At 58.2% G+C, this 16,389-nt stretch carries 15 protein-coding genes; 7 read left to right on the top strand and 8 right to left on the bottom strand.

Features of this window, described 5'->3' with window-relative positions; genetic code table 11:
• Positions 1–20 precede the first annotated feature (20 nt).
• Both ACVWYP_RS07000 and ACVWYP_RS07005 read left to right on the top strand, forming a co-directional pair.
• Complete coding sequence (locus ACVWYP_RS07000; RefSeq protein WP_453945745.1) at positions 21–1,001, top strand: FRG domain-containing protein; 981 nt, start codon at positions 21–23, stop codon at positions 999–1,001.
• Positions 1,002–1,034: 33 nt separating this feature from the next.
• Positions 1,035–3,338 carry an AAA family ATPase gene (locus ACVWYP_RS07005; RefSeq protein ID WP_453945743.1) on the top strand — a complete coding sequence of 768 codons (2,304 nt, stop codon included), beginning with the start codon at positions 1,035–1,037 and terminating at the stop codon, positions 3,336–3,338.
• A gap of 390 nt (positions 3,339–3,728) precedes the next feature.
• Here ACVWYP_RS07005 and ACVWYP_RS07010 read toward each other — a convergent pair whose 3' ends face one another.
• From ACVWYP_RS07010 to ACVWYP_RS07040, 7 genes are all read right to left on the bottom strand, one after another.
• Positions 3,729–5,075, bottom strand: coding sequence for an IS5 family transposase (locus ACVWYP_RS07010; protein WP_026191834.1), 1,347 nt, complete (start codon positions 5,073–5,075; stop codon positions 3,729–3,731).
• Between the two features lie 233 nt (positions 5,076–5,308).
• Positions 5,309–5,533 carry a hypothetical protein gene (locus ACVWYP_RS07015; protein ID WP_456683989.1) on the bottom strand — a complete coding sequence of 75 codons (225 nt, stop codon included), beginning with the start codon at positions 5,531–5,533 and terminating at the stop codon, positions 5,309–5,311.
• Between the two features lie 835 nt (positions 5,534–6,368).
• Entirely contained in the window at positions 6,369–6,719 is a 351-nt protein-coding gene (locus ACVWYP_RS07020; protein ID WP_456683990.1) for a DUF3606 domain-containing protein, read from the bottom strand.
• A 491-nt stretch (positions 6,720–7,210) separates the two neighbouring features.
• Positions 7,211–7,483, bottom strand: a complete 273-nt coding sequence (locus ACVWYP_RS07025; RefSeq protein ID WP_245453018.1) for a hypothetical protein — start codon at positions 7,481–7,483, stop codon at positions 7,211–7,213.
• A gap of 176 nt (positions 7,484–7,659) precedes the next feature.
• The gene (locus tag ACVWYP_RS07030) at positions 7,660–9,039 is read right to left on the bottom strand and encodes a recombinase family protein (RefSeq protein ID WP_456683991.1); all 1,380 of its coding nucleotides are present in this window, start codon (positions 9,037–9,039) and stop codon (positions 7,660–7,662) included.
• Positions 9,036–9,482 carry a DUF2924 domain-containing protein gene (locus tag ACVWYP_RS07035; protein ID WP_456683992.1) on the bottom strand — a complete coding sequence of 149 codons (447 nt, stop codon included), beginning with the start codon at positions 9,480–9,482 and terminating at the stop codon, positions 9,036–9,038. The genes ACVWYP_RS07030 and ACVWYP_RS07035 overlap by 4 nt, the downstream gene beginning before the upstream one ends.
• Positions 9,479–9,679, bottom strand: coding sequence for a hypothetical protein (locus ACVWYP_RS07040; RefSeq protein WP_456683993.1), 201 nt, complete (start codon positions 9,677–9,679; stop codon positions 9,479–9,481). The genes ACVWYP_RS07035 and ACVWYP_RS07040 overlap by 4 nt, the downstream gene beginning before the upstream one ends.
• A gap of 225 nt (positions 9,680–9,904) precedes the next feature.
• Here ACVWYP_RS07040 and ACVWYP_RS07045 point away from each other — a divergent pair, with 225 nt between their 5' ends.
• From ACVWYP_RS07045 to ACVWYP_RS07060, 4 genes are all read left to right on the top strand, one after another.
• Positions 9,905–10,627: a hypothetical protein gene (locus ACVWYP_RS07045; RefSeq protein WP_456683994.1), complete on the top strand. Its 723-nt coding sequence runs from the start codon at positions 9,905–9,907 to the stop codon at positions 10,625–10,627.
• Between the two features lie 144 nt (positions 10,628–10,771).
• Positions 10,772–10,969: a helix-turn-helix transcriptional regulator gene (locus tag ACVWYP_RS07050; protein ID WP_456683995.1), complete on the top strand. Its 198-nt coding sequence runs from the start codon at positions 10,772–10,774 to the stop codon at positions 10,967–10,969.
• Between the two features lie 408 nt (positions 10,970–11,377).
• Positions 11,378–12,019 (top strand): hypothetical protein, encoded by a 642-nt coding sequence (locus ACVWYP_RS07055; protein ID WP_456683996.1) that lies wholly within the window; start codon positions 11,378–11,380, stop codon positions 12,017–12,019.
• A gap of 774 nt (positions 12,020–12,793) precedes the next feature.
• Positions 12,794–13,783: a c-type cytochrome gene (locus ACVWYP_RS07060; protein ID WP_456683997.1), complete on the top strand. Its 990-nt coding sequence runs from the start codon at positions 12,794–12,796 to the stop codon at positions 13,781–13,783.
• Between the two features lie 27 nt (positions 13,784–13,810).
• On the opposite strand, the gene ACVWYP_RS07065 is transcribed toward ACVWYP_RS07060, so the two are convergent.
• Positions 13,811–14,707: a 3'-5' exonuclease gene (locus tag ACVWYP_RS07065; RefSeq protein WP_456683998.1), complete on the bottom strand. Its 897-nt coding sequence runs from the start codon at positions 14,705–14,707 to the stop codon at positions 13,811–13,813.
• Positions 14,708–14,747: 40 nt separating this feature from the next.
• On the opposite strand from ACVWYP_RS07065, the gene ACVWYP_RS07070 reads away from it, so the two are divergent.
• The gene (locus tag ACVWYP_RS07070; protein WP_456683999.1) at positions 14,748–16,343 is read left to right on the top strand and encodes a DNA/RNA helicase domain-containing protein; all 1,596 of its coding nucleotides are present in this window, start codon (positions 14,748–14,750) and stop codon (positions 16,341–16,343) included.
• Positions 16,344–16,389: the final 46 nt, after the last annotated feature.

Raw genomic sequence — 16,389 nt, forward strand, 5'->3', positions numbered from 1 at the left:
CCTTTCATTGGAGAGCTGTAATGGATGCAGCAAGTTTTATGGCCCTCCTCAGGGCATCGAATCCCGTTTGGCATAAGAGTGATCTGGACGTCCCGCGATGGGTCTTTCGCGGTCACAGAAATGTGGCCTGGCGGCTAAAGCCTCAAGCATGGAGATCCGCTGCGGAAGGAAGCCGCCTGCATGCGATGATTGAGAAGCTGGCGAAAGCTGAGATCCGCACAAGGAACGGAATTGATGCCAAGGTCCCATCAGGCACAAATCTGCAGAGGGCCCTAGCCTGGACACACGCTGAAAAGCTCGTCCTGAACGAATTCAGACGCATCGGTTGGCGCATGGGCTTCGACGTGGACGAACCGGACACTTCCTATTCGATGGATTTGAATTATGGGCCGGTCGTTATCGACGACACCCGACAGGCGCCCGATAGCGAAAGTCCGTTTCTCTCCGCCAACGATATCGGGATCGCGCAGCACTACGGCGTGCCAACCCGCTTTCTGGACTGGACCTTCAATCCCCTGTTCGCGATCTTCTTTGCTCAGGAGGATTATGGCCCAGGCCTTGATGGGACTGATCTGTGCGTCTGGGCAATGGATATGAATGCTGTCGAGTCAATGTATGATTTCAAGGGTGGTATCGGCACGACCCTTCTACGTCCATTCTTGCCGCGGAGGCGCGGCAACGACTTTATTCTGGCTCAGGATGGGCTGCTGCTTGAGGTTCAGCACGAATGGGCATTTGAATTCTTCGCGCGGAACGGAGCTTGGCCATCTGTTGAAGAAGTTGTTGTGGCGCTGAATAATGAACCCGAGTACACCGACGAAGATCCTGCCTCTTACCTGTATGATGAAGACCATCCGATGCTTCGCCGGATTGTTCTACCGGCGAAGGAAATTCCCCACTTGCGTATCATGCTGGAGCGCGAGGGCATAACACGCGAAAGGCTTATGCCGACCTTGGAAAATGCCGCAAAAGCCGCTGTCCGCGCTGTTTCCAGGATATAACTGAGCTCCCGTTTCCGAGTGCCGAGCGTCGCTATGCTGATCACCTTTCGCCTTCTTCAAAACGTCGGCCAGTTCGATTCAGTCTCGACTGGAGCAAACCTGCCGCTGGCGAGGTTGGCGCTCGGTTACGCAGAGAACGGACGCGGCAAGACGACTCTGTCGGCGATTGTGAGATCCCTTGCCGAAAACGATCCCGTGCTTATCCGCGAGCGGCACCGGCTTGGCGCCACGCATCCTCCGCGCATCATCATTGACTGCGCAGGTGGGCCGCCGCAGGCCATGTTCGAAAATGGTGCATGGAATCGCCACGTCCCCGATATTGCGATTTTCGATGACGCCTTCGTCGACCAGAACATCTGCTCTGGTCTAGCGATCGATGCCGCGCACCGGCAGCATCTGCACGAGTTTATTCTCGGGTCACAGGGCGTCGCCCTGAACAAGGCGGTGCAGACACAAATCGAAGCAATTGAGATGCTCACGCGGTCATTGCGCGACCTCGGTAACGCCATCCCGGAGGCGGCACGTTTCGGCCTGCCTGTTGAGACGTTCTGCGCACTTCCAGAAAATCGTCAGGTCGACGAAGGCATACGCGATGTCGAGCGAGCCATTGCCGCCGCCGGTAAGCAAACCGCCATCCAGACAACAATGCAATTTACCGACTTGCAGCTTCCCGCTGTGGACGTGGACGATATTGTACAATTGCTTGCTGCTGGCATCGAGGCTGTAGATCAAATCGCGACCGATAAAGTGCAGGCTCATTGCGAGATGATTGGGGTGGGCGGCGAGCGCTGGATTGCAGAAGGCGTCGGGCGTGTTCAGGGCGGCTTGGAAAATCCGGAAGGTAAGCCATGTCCTTTCTGCGCCCAAGATCTCGGCAGCTCGTCGATCGTCGGTCACTACCGCGCATTTTTCGCGGGAGCCTATGAGGCTCACAAAGCCTCAATCGAGCGAGCTTACGAAGCATTTCACCACCGGTTCGGCAGCGATGCACAGATGTACTACGATCGCGAGAGGCAGGTCGAAGACGAGCGACGCGTTTTCTGGTCAGAGTTCACTGAGATCGGCGATGTGCGCTTTGACAGCGTTGGCATCAATGACGCGTGGATGAATATGCGTCAGGCGGTTAACCATGTGTTGGATGCCAAGGCCGCGGCGCCCCTCGAGCGGATTGAGTTGAGCGCAGAAGCCCAAAGTGCCATCGCTGCTTACCAGCAGAAGGCAGACGAAGTCCGCTTAGCCTCGGCCGAGCTTCAAGAAGCCAATGCGGCGATCAAACTTGTCAAGGAGCAGGCGGCGTCGGCGAATGCAGCTGCTTTGCAAAGCGACCTCACGCGCCTGCGCGCGACTAAGTCACGCCATAGCGCGCAGGTCGCGCCGCTGTGTACCGACTATCTGAATGAGCAGAACAGAAAAATGGCGGCGGAAACCGCACGGGACGCGGCGCGGGCGGCGCTCAATCAGTTTCGCACGACTATCTTTCCGACGTATCAAGCCGCGATCAACGATTGCCTACGTCGCTTTAATGCTGGCTTCCGCCTCGACAGCGTGACTTCGAATAACACGCGCGGCGGATCGTCATGCACCTATAATGTGCTGATCAACAGCCGAACGGTGCCGGTATCGGCGGCAAATCCGTCCGCTGGCTCCCCGTCATTCAAGAGCACCCTGAGTGCTGGTGACCGCAATACGCTTGCGCTCGCGATCTTCTTCGCATCGCTTGAGCAAGACGCGAATCTGGCGAACAAGGTCGTCGTCATCGATGATCCCGTTTCCAGTCTGGACGACCATCGCACCCTTTCCACGGTTCACGAAATCTGTGCGCTTGCACAGCGGGTAAGCCAAGTTGTCGTTCTATCGCATAGCAAGCCATTCCTATGCGCGCTGTGGGAAGGTACCGATCCCACATTGCGCTCGGCTTTTATGTTCGACAGAGCGATTAGCGGATCGACCCTTCGCGCGTGGGATGTCAACCAAGATCTCATCACGGATCACGATCGGCGTCACGCGCTTCTCCGCAACTTCGTCGATGCTGCCCAAGGCGAGCGCCGCGAGGTCGCGGAAGCGCTGCGGCCGACGCTTGAAGCCTTCATGCGCGTGGCATATCCGCAGCACTTCACGCCGGGCACGCTGCTCGGACCCTTTCGCGGATTGTGCGAGCAGCGAGTAGGCACCGCCAATGAAATCATGAATCAGGCCGACATCGACGAGTTGCGTCGTCTGACCGACTACGGAAATCGCTTTCATCACGACAGCAATCCGGCGTATCGTGCGCAAGCTATTAACGATGCAGAACTCGTTGATTTTGCGAGACGCACGTTGGCTTTCGCGACGCGCTAGACGAGGCAGTGCCGATATTCCCCGGCACTATCCTCTTCGTGCGCGCCGCTGTCTACGCGTCTTGTCCGGCAACAGCCTTTGAAGCTGCAAAGTGTCCTCCCACGAGGCCGTTAGAAAGGTCTCGTCTTGGGGGGTGTCAGGATGACCGGCATTGCCTTGGGGTGAATGGGGCCAACGATATTGTTCGGATCGGCCGGGAGAAAGGCGGACAGGTCGATCGTCGCTCGCCGTCTTTGCTGCCTCGGCCTTCGTGAGGACCTTCTGCCGGCGTTCGCGTTTCTTTGCCTGCGCGGCCGCGGACATGGTCCGGCTTCGCGCTTGGGAATCTGTCGAGTGACGGATCGACTGATGAGGTTTGGCCGCAAAGCTAATCAGCCAGCGAGTCGTCCGTTAAGAAGCCGATTGCAGCGGTGAACGGTCGCTGATGGCTGCGATGAGGGTGGCCAGGAAGAGGCGCCAAAGACCCCTCAGCCAGGCGAGGATGCGGCGGAAGTTGTGGCCGACGGCTGAGAGGATGACGTTGGCGGCGTCTCCGGCGCGGCCTTTGAGGTAGCAGCGGCCGAGGTGACCATCGGTCTTCAGGTGTCCGATGATGGGTTCGATGGCGGAGCGGCGGCGCAGCTCGCGCCTGATGATACCGAAGACCCCGCGCTTCTGGCCGGAGATGAAGACACGGCGCGGGTTCTGTGCGTCGTGGCCGCGATATCCCTTGTCGGCATAGGCCCGCTCGATCGCGCAGCCGGTGAGTGTCTCGGTGCGGTCGATGACGTCGCGCAAGGTATGACCGTCGTAGGGGTTATCGGGCAGCGCCCTGGCGTGCAGCACGAACAGGCCACCGGGAGCACGGCGGTTGTTGGTGACGATGGAGGCTTTGACACCGAACTCGTAAGGCGCGGCTGCTTTGCCCTTGCCGATGCACTCCACCTCCGGGGCGTGGAAGGAATAGAGCTTCCAGCCGCGCTGGCGCTGCTGCTGCGAGCGGATCTGCGAGGCCCGGCCGAGCGGGAGGGCGAACGCGTTCTCGAGCACGGCCTGACCTTCGATCTTGCGGCGGATATCGCGGATGATCCGGCCCAGCCGGCTGCGCAGGATACGCAACTGCCGCTGATGCCGCTTGAATTGCTTGGCATGGGCGTAGCGTCCCGCCATCATGGCCGCGGTCTTGGCAATGCGAAGATAGGACTGCCGCAGCCTGACCCCGTGCTTCCTCGCCAGGCGGTTGAGCCCCCTGATCGCCGCGTGCAGCAGCTTGGCATCGGTCGGGAAGGCGATGGCCTTCGGCTGCACGGTGGTATCGACCGTGACCCGCTTGAGGTCCTGGCTGCGTAACGCGCCGGCCTCGTGCGCCACCCGCAGGCTCTCGGCCAGCAACAGCTCCAGCTTGTCGCCGAGCCGCTTGCGCCAGTGGCTCAGGTCCGAGCGCTCGTGCGGAAACGCGTGCTGAAAGAACTCTTCGCCGGTGAAGTACTGGAAATACGGGTCGTGGACCCAGCGCTCGCACACCCCCTCATCGGACAGGCCGTAAATCTGCTTGAGCAGCAGCAGCCCGATCACGAAGCGGGTCGCGATCCCCGGCCGACCGTTCTCGCTGTAGAGCGGCGCGATCTCGCCGTCGATCCAGTCCCAATCGACCTTGCCGGCGAGCTGAACCAGCTCGTGCTTCATGTTGATGATCTGGTCCAGCCTGGCCCGGAACAGATCGCCAGATCCCGTCGTCCTTTGCTTCTTCGGTCGCATCGTCACCTCCGACGCGACCACGGAATCATGACTGGCGATTCGACTGAATCCTGAAAATGAAATTGCAAGGTTCCGAGGCTCGAAACATCAAAACCTTGCAATCCAAAAACAGTCCACACCAGCAAATGCGATTCTGCCTCAATCGCTTAGCCGATCTTCACGGACGACCAGCGACATTCCATAACATTCGATGGGCGAATCCGGGCCGGCACGGGCGCGTGCTCTCGGCCAATTCAATTTGCATACGGCCTCGGGTGTCTGGCAGCTGTAACGAAGTCGTAGACATAAAAGAGGCCGCAGATCGCTGCGGCCTCTCTTTTTGCGATCAGGACGTCACCACCAATGGCGGTGATGGTGGCGCCAACCGTAGTGATGGCCTCGGTGCCAGCCATAGTGACGGCCGCGACCCCAACCGTAGTGATGCCCGCGACCGCCGTGATGGCCCCACCCGTGTCCATGTCCGTGTCCGTGGCCGCCTCTGACCTGAATGACCTCGCCCGCGGAGCCACCCATTGCATGTGGCGTTGCCATCGGCATAGCCGATGCCGACAACATTGGCGTAAGCGAAAAAGCACAACCCATAAATGCGATTGCCAAGAGTCTTTTCATCTTAAGACAGTCCTCCCATTCTGAACGATAACCCAGCAGACTATCAGCCGCGCATTGCAATGCTCGCTGAACGGTGCATTCACCTACGGTTCATCGATGCCACGCTTGGGCGCGTCCAGAAGCCTCTCGTGTCGATCGGAATCTGACGAGCCATATTCATGGAACGTCGTCCGGATCGCGCGGTTGGTTGCCGGGGCCTGCTTTGGAGGACAAAATGAAGCGCACAATTATCGCACTTTCTGCCGCCTGCCTGATGGCTTCGAGCACCGCCGTGTTCGCGCAGGGCGTCTCTAACAAGTCTCCCGGTCACGAGATGCAGGACCGAGGTTCCAAGAAGGGGAGCCCTGGCGCCTCAGGCTATGCGCCCGGACAGGAAATGCAGGCAAAGGGCTCAAAGCCTAGCAGCCCCGGCGCATCGGGATATGCTCCTGGTCAGACGACAGGGTCGAGCACCGGAATGAAATCAGGCGGCTCGACCAGGTCCAAGTAGCCGGCGTGCGGGTCGTCCCGCGTTCGGCCGGGGCGACCCCGCGTTATCTCGGCCTCGGGCCCCGCGGCGCGGTGGCAAACGTTAGACCAAGAACCTTAGCTCTGAGCCGCACCGCGGCTTCGCTGCGGTTCATCTCAACCGCAATGTCGACAGCGTAACGGCCCTCGGCGATGAGCTTTTGCAGAGTACCGTCTTCAGCAGGATCCCAGGGGCGGTTCTTTGGCATTGTGATGCAAATCAGTCTTTGAGGCCAATTCGTACTGGCGGGCCTTCTCCAGCAGCGCGTCTCTGACTGGACCGGGCGGAAGAAGAGCGGCCTGTCTTCGCGCTTCCTGTGCACACTCAGCGTTGAGTTCGTGTTCCTTCGTCACGGTTCGCTCCAGCTCCTTGCGGACGGCCGCGGCAGAATTCCCGACTTTATCGGCGACCTTGCGAAGCTCTTCTTTCGAGACACCCAGCGCATGAGGCCAGCATTTCATTTGGTCAGGCGCGTGCAGATCAATTTTTGAGCGCTGGAATTGATCTTTCTTCGTAAGGCCGTCCATTCTCGAATAACTCGGGCTGGGGCGTTACGTTCCTGAGTAGGAACTGGCGATTGATCGCGCTAATCTTCCCAAGCGCGAGAGTGAACGATCCGGCATCGGACACCGACCGGTGCATGCTTCGACCGTACATCGGACAGGCGTCGATCGTCGCAAACGGTGCACGATTGCATCGCACAATGAGGTTCGGGCTTTCGCAGGGAGCCGACAGATGTAAGTTAGCTGCAGGCTGAGATGCCCGGGACCGACGACATGCGGCGGACACTACTGATCAATCCTTTTAATCTGCTCGCCGAAACACCTAGCCAGGGTGCGGATCCGGCTCAAAGATACACGCCGGTGTGCGATCGTTGCGGTTCAGATGACATTGTTTGTCACGCAACCATCCAATGGAGCAATGAGGCCCAAGACTGGCAATTGACAAGCACTTTCGGGCAGCCTGCGCATTGCAATCGCTGCAAATCGCCGAGCGGCATAGAATGGCTCGCGTTCAGCTAGTCACGTGCTGTCATCTGCTGCAGGAGAGCTTCTTGCCGATCCCACTCGACTGGAAGCGACTTAAGCAAAGTTGCCAGATCAAGCCCAGTGGGTTGTCTGCCGTTGAGAATCGCTTCCGTGAGCGTTGGCGAGAGTAGCGTCAACCGGAGCACCCGGCAGAGGTAGGATTCGTTGATCTTCTCAGCCTTTGCCAAGTCGCGGACTGAAGTAAATAGGTTCGACTCGAGCATGCCGCGCCATCGATGAGCGCGAACGAGCGCCTTGATCATGGTGTTGTCGACACGTGTCGGAGCCGGCGACCAGGGTGAAGAGTCGGCCGGCGTAACAACGCGCTTCCGGCCTCCCTGTCGCCGTAGCGAAATCGGTATGCTCACAACAATGGTGCGGCCATCACGGCTCAGTTTGGGGCGGCTGGGCGCGCCGATGGTAATGGGGGCCGGGCGGGTCATTCGGCAGCTTGTTGAAGGATTGGTTGTGCGCTGAGTTGGTTGGTTAGTGAGGTTAGGCCGTCAAGTTTGAGCGTGATGTCCAGCTTGTCCGACCCAAGATCGGCGCGCTCCACGAGCAGCTCAACGATGCGGGCTTGCTCTGCTGGGAATAGCTCATTCCATAGCTCGTCAAACTCAAGTAGCGCATCGCGGACGTCGTTCTCAGTGACGTCTTTGCGCTGCATGCGTGCTGCGCGCCAAGTCTGAACGATGACTTCAGGCGTTTGGAGCAGAAGGCGAACCTGATCGACGACGATTCGTTCGATCTCGGCAGCCGGCACCATTCTGACCGGACAGTCGGACCTGCCCTGTTTCAGTGCTGTCTGGCTGATGTAGTAGCGGTAGAGCCGCCCGGATTTCCGTGTGTTGGTTGGCGTCATGGCTGCCCCGTCAGGAGCAAAGAGGAGGCCTCTCAGCAGTGCTGGCGATCGCGCACGGGCGTTGTTTGCTCGCTTGCGGGGGCTCTCCTTTAAGATGCCGTGGACCTGGTCCCAGAGCTTGCGATCGATAATCGCTTCGTGCTCGCCGGGATACGACGTGCCCTTATGCACCGCTTCGCCGATATAAACCCGGTTGTGGAGGATCTTATACAGGACTCCCTTGTCGAGCACGTGGCCATATCGGTTTTTCGCGCCGGCGGCGACGAGTTCGCGAGCCAGCAGCGTTGCGGACTTAAGCTGGACAAATCGTCGAAAGATCGACCGCACGCGCTCAGCATCCTGCTCGTGGATGAGTAGCTTGCGATCGCGAACTTCGTAGCCGAGGGGCGTCCAGCCTCCCATCCATTTGCCACGCTTACGGGACGCGGCAACCTTGTCGCGGATGCGCTCGCCGATCACTTCCCGCTCAAACTGCGCAAACGTGATCAGAATGTTCAGCGCCATACGGCCCATGGCGTCCTTGGTATTGAAGGACTGAGTTACCGAGACAAATGTGACGCCGTGCTGTTCGAATAGCTCGACCAGCTGGAGGAAATCGAGCATCGAGCGAGAAAGACGGTCGATCTTATAGACGACAATGACGTCGATCTTCCCGGTTTTGACGTCGGCCAGCAGCCGCTTGAGCGCAGGTCGCTCCAACGTTCCGCCCGAGAAGCCGCCATCGTCGTAGCGGTCCGAAACCGGGGACCAGCCCTCGGCTCTTTGGCTTGTGATGTAGGCCTCACAGGACTCCCGCTGCGCATCGAGTGAGTTAAAGTCCATGTCGAGCCCTTCTTCGCTCGACTTGCGGGTGTAGACGGCGCAACGCGTTTTGCGAGTAGCGCCCGGACGAGCGCTCGAATCGAACAGGCTACTTGAGCGCTTCGCGCCGCTTTGAGGTCGATGGCGGAGGCTCATTTGTGATCCAGGGTGTTCTTAAGGCCAAAAAAGACCCAGCCATTCCATTTGGTGCCTGTGATCTGGCGGGCGACCGAGGAGAGCGACTTGTAGGGCCGGCCAAGATACTCGAAGTCGTTCAAGCGGACCGTTACGCAATACTCCACGCCCTGCCATTCCCGGATTAGCCTGGTTCCGGCGATTGGGCGTAAGGCGGGCCGAGCTCTGCGCTCAGCCGGCTCCTGATTGGCATATTGCTTGGCCATGGCCTTCAGGCGGTCTTGAGTCTCGCGGCTGAGCCCGCCGTAAGCCAGTTCCTGGATGCGGTAGGCCAATCGGTTCTCCAGGAAGCGTCGGTTATAGGCTGGAGGCTCGGTATCGAAGAGCTCGCGCCAGCGGGCTTTAAGTGCGTCGACGGGGGCGCTCTTCAGGGCCACCAGCTGCGACAGGACGGGGGTCTTCACAGGGCTGATTCCTTGCTATTTCGCCGGACATGACCCTCAACCACCTCGTCACAGTCGAGCGGATTTTCTTCGCTGCGGTGCGATAAAGGACTGGACTTTCGCTCCAGAAGACGCTGGAGGCCGATGGCTAATAGCGAGCCGAGTTCGGCCAAATCTTCCTGATTGCGATGGTGAGCTTCTGATTGCATGGCCGGCAAGCTGCATTCGACTGAAGACGCGCGCTAGATCGATTTGGGCTTGCCGCAGTTGGCGGGCGTCAAACGTGGTGCATCGTAAATGGTAGCCGTGGAGGATTTGCAGATTTGCCTGTCTTGAAAACGAGTAGTTGCGCTTAATTGCGGTCGAGCACCCGAATCACTGCCAGGTATCGCATGTCAAAACAGAAGCGCGGATCGGTCCCTCTCCAGGAGGTGAGAGAGCTATTGTATTCCCAAGAAAGTGGACCGGTGATTGTCAGCACTAGGAGCCGGGGCTTTCTGCTGGACGTCGGCGTCAAGACCCACACGGGCGCTCTGCGCGAGCTCTTTTTTCAGCCGGATGGGAAGGAGGTTTTGGGCGCTCTTGCCAACCGGCTGCGTATTCACCTGGCTGCTAAGAATTTGCCAACTGATAAAGCTGTTCTCGCGCCAATTGAAGATAGTTGCGGATATACGCCTGAGGAGCGTGCCGCCGCGGCAGGCGAGGATGCCTGGTATGTGATAGCGCGGGATTCGACAGAGCCGTTGAGCGAGGATCGATTGGCGGTCGAGCTGCTACACGCAATCACACGTCTATTTACGAAATTCAGTGACGACGAGCTGAGCGATATATACCGCGCGATGTACCTCTTTCACCTCCACTCCTCCGCTGGGGAACTCAACGAGTTGGCGGTCGATGGGAAGATTTCAAGGGGCAACAGAGCAAAAGGATCGCAAGCCAAGAAGTCGAAGGGAGAATTGCAGCGTCAATCGATCTTGTCGATTGCACGAGAATTCTGGAAGCAGCATCCGAAGCTAAATGGCCAAAATCACAATACGGCTAAAAAGATCGAAAAGGCCGTAAACGGTGAACGGAAGAAGCAAGGACTCGGTCGAGAGCCCCTCGCCGTGAAGTCCATTTCAGACCATTTGAGTGCAGCTTTGAAGGAAGCCGGCGCCCAGCGGTAACGGTTTCAATTCTGAATTCGCCAGTTCGGACGTAAACGAAATCCGAATTGTCCAGTTCGGACGTACAGCTGGTTGGAGCAGGCTCGCCGCTTGGTTACCCCTTGAAGCGCTGAAACGTAATTGATCGCGCTCCAGGAGGCTCCGATGACTACCCCCGAGTTTGGCAGTATCGCCCTGCTCAATGAAAAGCAGGCCGCCCGTTTGCTCGCTATCTCATTTCGAACGCTGCAGGCTTGGCGGAGGACAGGCCTCGGTCCATCCTTCATTAAGCTGGGACGTGCAGTCCGTTATCGGCAACAAGATCTCCTTGAGTGGGCCGACGGACATCGTCGGGCAGGCTGATCCGACTGCCCGCCATGACAGCAGAATCCGAGAGTGGCGATTTGTTCGATCGGGCTAACTCCTCCGTCGCGCTTACTCCGATCGCTCAAGAGCTTGAGGCCTACTTCAAACGCGGAGGCGCGATCGATGGCGCAGTGCCATTCGTCGCAGCTCTTGAGCGCGCCAACACGCGAACGCTTCCCGTTCGGAGGCAGAATCAGGGACGTGGCTGCCGCCTGCCGGCCGGGTGGCGCCCGACGCCACATGAACTGCAGTTCGCCTTAGGGCGCGGTCTCAGCCACGAGCGTGCGCTAGCTGAAGCCGAAAAATTCATAAACTACTGGACAGCCAAAGTCGGCGCCGGCGCTACGAAACGCGACTGGAGTGCCACTTGGCGCAACTGGATTATTGCAGCCGCGGAGCGCATCAATGCCCGTTCTTCCTATTCCGCTTCCCAACGTTCGCAAACTGGGCCGGACGCCGTCCTGGCCGGAATGGGTCGACTTGCGCGTGCGATCGATGAAAGACGAGTGTCAACGGTCGCTGGTGGACGGGAAGTACAGGACGCTGCCAACGCTCCCCGTCGACTTGGCTTTGACCCAAGATCAGAGAACGGAGATTGAGCGCTACATCTCCGACGTGCTCGCTCTTTGCGAGCAGACGCCGGCTCAGCATGAAAATTGGGAGCGAGCTACGCTGGCCAAGATCACAGAGCTCTTCTTCGCTCCCTTTCGTAGTGCGCGCCCCTCAGCTGATGAGGCTGAGATAGCTGGCAAGCACTATCTTTTGGCCCTTCGGGACGTCCCGTCATGGGCCGTCGAAATCGCGGTTGACGACTGGATCGGCGGCTTCTGCGGCAACGATGAACGTGGCGAACCGTACGATAGCCAATGGAGGCCAGTTCCAGCTGTACTGAAGAAGGTCGCAATGAGCGTGACCTATCCACTGTACGTGCAAACCCGAACGCTGCGCCGGCTTCTTGCGGCTGAGCCGATCATCGAGTTCAGCGAGGAACACCGCGCGGGAATGCGAGCAAGGGTCGCCAGCCTGTTACTTCCAGCGCGCGGTTGATTTGTTGTTAAGTTCGTATGCGCTGGTCGGTTAACGGCGGCGGCGCATATTGATCGCTTACCGTGGGATGCAGCCTAAGCAAAGCCCGGCCTCGAGCGTGAGGGCGGCTGCCGGCGAGATGGTGATCGCCGCAAGTAGACGCGACCTGTGCAGTACCATCGCATGCACGGGGTCCGATAGCGACGGGCCTGGCTCCGCCGAGCATGATCGCTGAGGACGTGGGAAGCATCTCGACGCGAAAGCGCCGGGATTGCTCGCCTATGTCCTCCGCAACAAACCTTCACCACCGAACATGCGAGGGTCTCGTGCTGGTGAAGAGGACCTGACAGATATCGAATGAAGCCACATCGCGCAGTTGAGCGCTACGTGCGCCGATGCGGTCAGCGGACAACTGTCGGTCTGACGAGGGGGTGGGGGTCAAAAGTCTACGAGCGTTTCTCGTCGACCGGTCTCCATGGTTCACACGCAAAAAGTTCGGAAATAAAAACAAAAAGCCCACTTGGGCTAAAGTCGTAGAAGTCCGCTCGGGATAAACCTGCTCCGCAACGTGCGTGCATCGGGACGACCTTTGGCTGATGTCGACTTTTGACCCGCTGCTGATGTTCGCTCGGAAAGTTGCATCACACCGTGAATCATTCATTTTCCGGTAGTCCGTAGCTTGTGCACAGGCTGATCCAGATCGAGGAATGAGCCGCTCGCTCACGGAGGCTACCTATCGTTGACAGAAACCGTCGTTGAATGATCCAGTTGCGCATTCGGGCACGAGGAGCAGACATGCTGTTACAAAGCCAATGTTTTTCTCTCTTACGGGCTGCCTGCATTCTTACCGCCGCTGCCGCCGGAGTTTCTGCGTCTAGCGCGGCGTGCGCGCAGGCGCCGGCAGTCTGGACGGCGCCAGAGGTCGGTGCATTGCCGAACGATGCCTTTGGTGTTCAGGTGCGGAGGGGACGCGACCTCATCACCGCGACATATGCACATATCGGCCCAGAAGTCGCGGATACGGCAAAGCGGTTTGCGGGCAACAATCTCGCCTGTAGCAACTGTCATCTCGCCGCCGGAACGAAGAAGTTTGGATTGCCGATCTTCGGCCTGTTTGAATTGTTTCCGCAATATAGTGCAAGGCTCGGTGCTGAAATTACCATCGAGGAGCGGGTCAACTCCTGCATGGTGCGCAGTATGAATGGCCGTGAACTGCCGAATGATAGCGCCGAGATGCAGGCGATCGTCGCCTATATCAAGTTTCTGTCGTCGGGCGTTGCAGCGGGACAGATCTTGCCTGGGCTCGGTGCCGGAACGATGCCCGAACTCAAACGAGCGGCCGATCCTGCTCGCGGCAAGGTGATCTATGCAAATTCCTGTCAATCCTGTCACAACACAGATGGTTCTGGAATCCGCCGCAGCCTGCCGACAACGGATCTCGGGTATGTGATGCCGCCGTTGTGGGGGCCGGACAGCTTCAACGACGGCGCAGGAATGGCGCGATTAATTACTGCGGCGAACTTCCTGCATTTCAACATGCCGCATGGCGCAGATTACCTGAACCCGCAGCTTTCCGTCGAGCAGGCGTGGGACGTGGCGGCCTTCGTCATTTCGCAGTCGCGTCCGAAAAAGGCTGGGTTGGATAGGGACTTCCCTGATCTTTTGCGAAAGCCGGTCGATACGCCCTACGGCCCTTATGCCGACGGTTTCAGCGAGCGACAGCACAAGTATGGACCGTTCGCACCGATCCGGGCCGCGATTGCAAAGGTAAAGAAGGCGCGTTGAGCATGTCAGCGCGAACCGCTAGATCATCTACACGCGAATCGAAAACCGATTCATCGCGCTCAATATCTGCTGTCGTGGATCAGCGTCTCGCAAATAGATCGTCTTTCTCAAAAAGGCGATTTCGGCGTCCTGGTGAGCTTCGTCAACATCGACGTACCAAGACCGAGGTCTTCCATCTGACCCGTCGCTCCACCGATAGCCTCTCTTCTTCAAAGCGTCCTTCAATTCGAAGGGGGATTGTTCGGCCCATATGCGGATTGTCTTGCGCCGCGCACGCTCAAGAAGAACGGCGAATGCGGATCGATTGAGGTTCGGCATATTAAAAGACAGGATCTCAACCAAAGCGCGGCAATCGTCAATTGCCCGATGGGCCTGGTGAAATAGGCCAACCCCGGCCAACAAGTAGCCAAGGCGCGATCCGTCAAATCCGTGCTTGCGCCACTCGATTTCTGTGGCGGAGCACGCCCAGGGCTTCCGTTCGAAAACGGGCCAATAGCGTTCCACGAACTTCCGGTCAAAGTTCGCGTTGTGGGCGACTATGATTACAGCGTCGGAGACAAACGCCGAGACGGCCTCGGGCTCAATCCGATGCCCCACTACCATTTCGTCGGCAATGCCCGTGAGTTCGGTGATCTCAGCAGGGATGGGATTCTGAGGCTCGTTGAATGATGAGAATACGTCCGTGATTCGAGCTATGCTGTCATCTGGCAGATAGTCGAATTTCACCATCGCAAGTTCGATGATTTCATCCTGCGCTGTATTGAGCCCAGTGGTCTCGACATCGAGCAGAATGCCGGTCTTTGTTGCTTGTCCTTCGGACGGGGTGAACTCGGTTCGAGCCGCGAGACGACGAAGCACCCGATAGTCGGAAGACCTCATCAGTATCTCGGCCATTGTCGCTAGATCGATTTCGTCCGACGGCATAGGATCAACCAATAAAATAGGCGGAAGTGCGCAAATCTCGATGAATGGTGCCTTTTATTCTAGCTCGATCCAAGAGCTTTTCGATCATACCCCTGAAGCTGTTTTAGGAATCCTTGCCAAGCAAAATCCTTTTGCGTTGGATGCATTGCAGCGCAATGCATGGCTGAGTCAGATCGATCTTGTGCGGGCCCAGTCACGTGGGCTCGACGGTTGGGTCGCATTTGAGTTCGCGATCCCACGTATGGGCAAGCGTGCCGATGTGGTCATGACTGCAGCGGGGATCGTCTTTGTCATCGAATTCAAGGTTGGTGCGCATCAGGTCGATGCAGCGGCTATCGACCAGGTGCTGGACTACGCGCTCGACCTCAAGAATTTTCATTCCGGTAGCCACGAGCGCCGAATAGTCCCGATCGTCGTCGCTACCCTGGCTGAGCTCCCTTCGTTTGCTCTAACGTGGGGAGCAGACGGAGTCGCGAGCCCGATCCGCTCGAACGGGGGAAATCTTGGTCAGATCATTGGGCGGGTCATTGCCGAGACGCCGAGACAGGGCGACCTCGAGGGCGCGCAATGGGCAAAAGCTGGATACAAGCCCACGCCGACAATTATTGAGGCGGCTCAAGCGCTTTATCAAGGGCACCGAGTTGAAGACATTACTCGTTCCGACGCTGGCGCAAAAAACCTAAGTCAGACGGCTACCTGCCTTGCGGACGTCATCGAAGATGCCAAGTCGCAAGGACGAAAGGCCATTTGCTTTGTCACTGGGGTGCCAGGCGCCGGCAAGACGTTGGCTGGCCTTAATCTGGTGACACTTCGGACCAAAACCCACGAGGAAGAGCATGCCGTTTTCCTATCCGGCAACGGCCCCTTGGTAGAAGTGCTGCGCGAGGCACTGGCTCGGGACGAACATGCGCAACTAAAGGAGCGTGGCGAGAAAGCCAAGAAGTCCGATGCCGTCCGCAAAGTCAGAAGCTTCGTTCAAAATATTATGCATTTCCGGGACGCCAATCTGGTGACCTCTGAGCCTCCGATCGAGCGTGTCGCCGTTTTCGACGAAGCACAGCGTGCGTGGGACGCCAAGCATCTGGCAAATTTCATGAGTCAAAAAAAGGGGCAGACAAACTTTCAAATGTCTGAGCCTGAATTCCTCATCAGCGTAATGGACAGACATGACGGCTGGTGCACGATCATTTGCCTCGTAGGTGGAGGGCAAGAGATCAACGCTGGCGAAGCGGGTTTGACTGAATGGTTCTCAGCGCTCAAGCGCAGCTTTCGTGATTGGAAAGTCTACACATCCGAGCAGCTTGCTCATCGTGATTACCATTGGGGTCAGAATCTGGAGGCGCTTCTAGATGGGCTCGAGAGCCAATCTCTGCCAGCCCTTCACCTGGCAGTTTCCGTTCGATCGTTCCGTGCTGAAAAGATGTCGGAGTTTGTCGGCGCATTGGTTGCAGGTGAAGCCGAGGAAGCCACGCACCTCTATCGGCAGATCAAAGCGTCATATCCAATCGCCGTCACGCGGAGCCTAAAACAGGCAAAGCAATGGCTTCGTAATCGCGCGCGCGGGTCGGAGCGGATCGGCTTAGTCGCATCATCAGGCGCCTCGCGTCTTAAGCCTGAGAGGCTGACCGGAAATTAAAGTTGGGTGATTTCAGCAGGTTGTGATTCTTCGAGGTGTTCGAAGC

It is taken from the genome of Bradyrhizobium sp. USDA 3262 (genome assembly GCF_054060035.1).

Coding starts and splice junctions, on each gene's coding strand:
- ACVWYP_RS07000 (WP_453945745.1), top strand. CDS start 21: ATGGATGCAGCAAGTTTTATGGCCCTCCTCAGGGCATCGAATCCCGTT.
- ACVWYP_RS07005 (WP_453945743.1), top strand. CDS start 1,035: ATGCTGATCACCTTTCGCCTTCTTCAAAACGTCGGCCAGTTCGATTCA.
- ACVWYP_RS07010 (WP_026191834.1), bottom strand. CDS start 5,075: ATGCGACCGAAGAAGCAAAGGACGACGGGATCTGGCGATCTGTTCCGG.
- ACVWYP_RS07015 (WP_456683989.1), bottom strand. CDS start 5,533: ATGGACACGGGTGGGGCCATCACGGCGGTCGCGGGCATCACTACGGTT.
- ACVWYP_RS07020 (WP_456683990.1), bottom strand. CDS start 6,719: ATGGACGGCCTTACGAAGAAAGATCAATTCCAGCGCTCAAAAATTGAT.
- ACVWYP_RS07025 (WP_245453018.1), bottom strand. CDS start 7,483: ATGATCAAGGCGCTCGTTCGCGCTCATCGATGGCGCGGCATGCTCGAG.
- ACVWYP_RS07030 (WP_456683991.1), bottom strand. CDS start 9,039: ATGAGCCTCCGCCATCGACCTCAAAGCGGCGCGAAGCGCTCAAGTAGC.
- ACVWYP_RS07050 (WP_456683995.1), top strand. CDS start 10,772: ATGACTACCCCCGAGTTTGGCAGTATCGCCCTGCTCAATGAAAAGCAG.
- ACVWYP_RS07055 (WP_456683996.1), top strand. CDS start 11,378: ATGCCCGTTCTTCCTATTCCGCTTCCCAACGTTCGCAAACTGGGCCGG.
- ACVWYP_RS07060 (WP_456683997.1), top strand. CDS start 12,794: ATGCTGTTACAAAGCCAATGTTTTTCTCTCTTACGGGCTGCCTGCATT.
- ACVWYP_RS07065 (WP_456683998.1), bottom strand. CDS start 14,707: ATGCCGTCGGACGAAATCGATCTAGCGACAATGGCCGAGATACTGATG.
- ACVWYP_RS07070 (WP_456683999.1), top strand. CDS start 14,748: ATGAATGGTGCCTTTTATTCTAGCTCGATCCAAGAGCTTTTCGATCAT.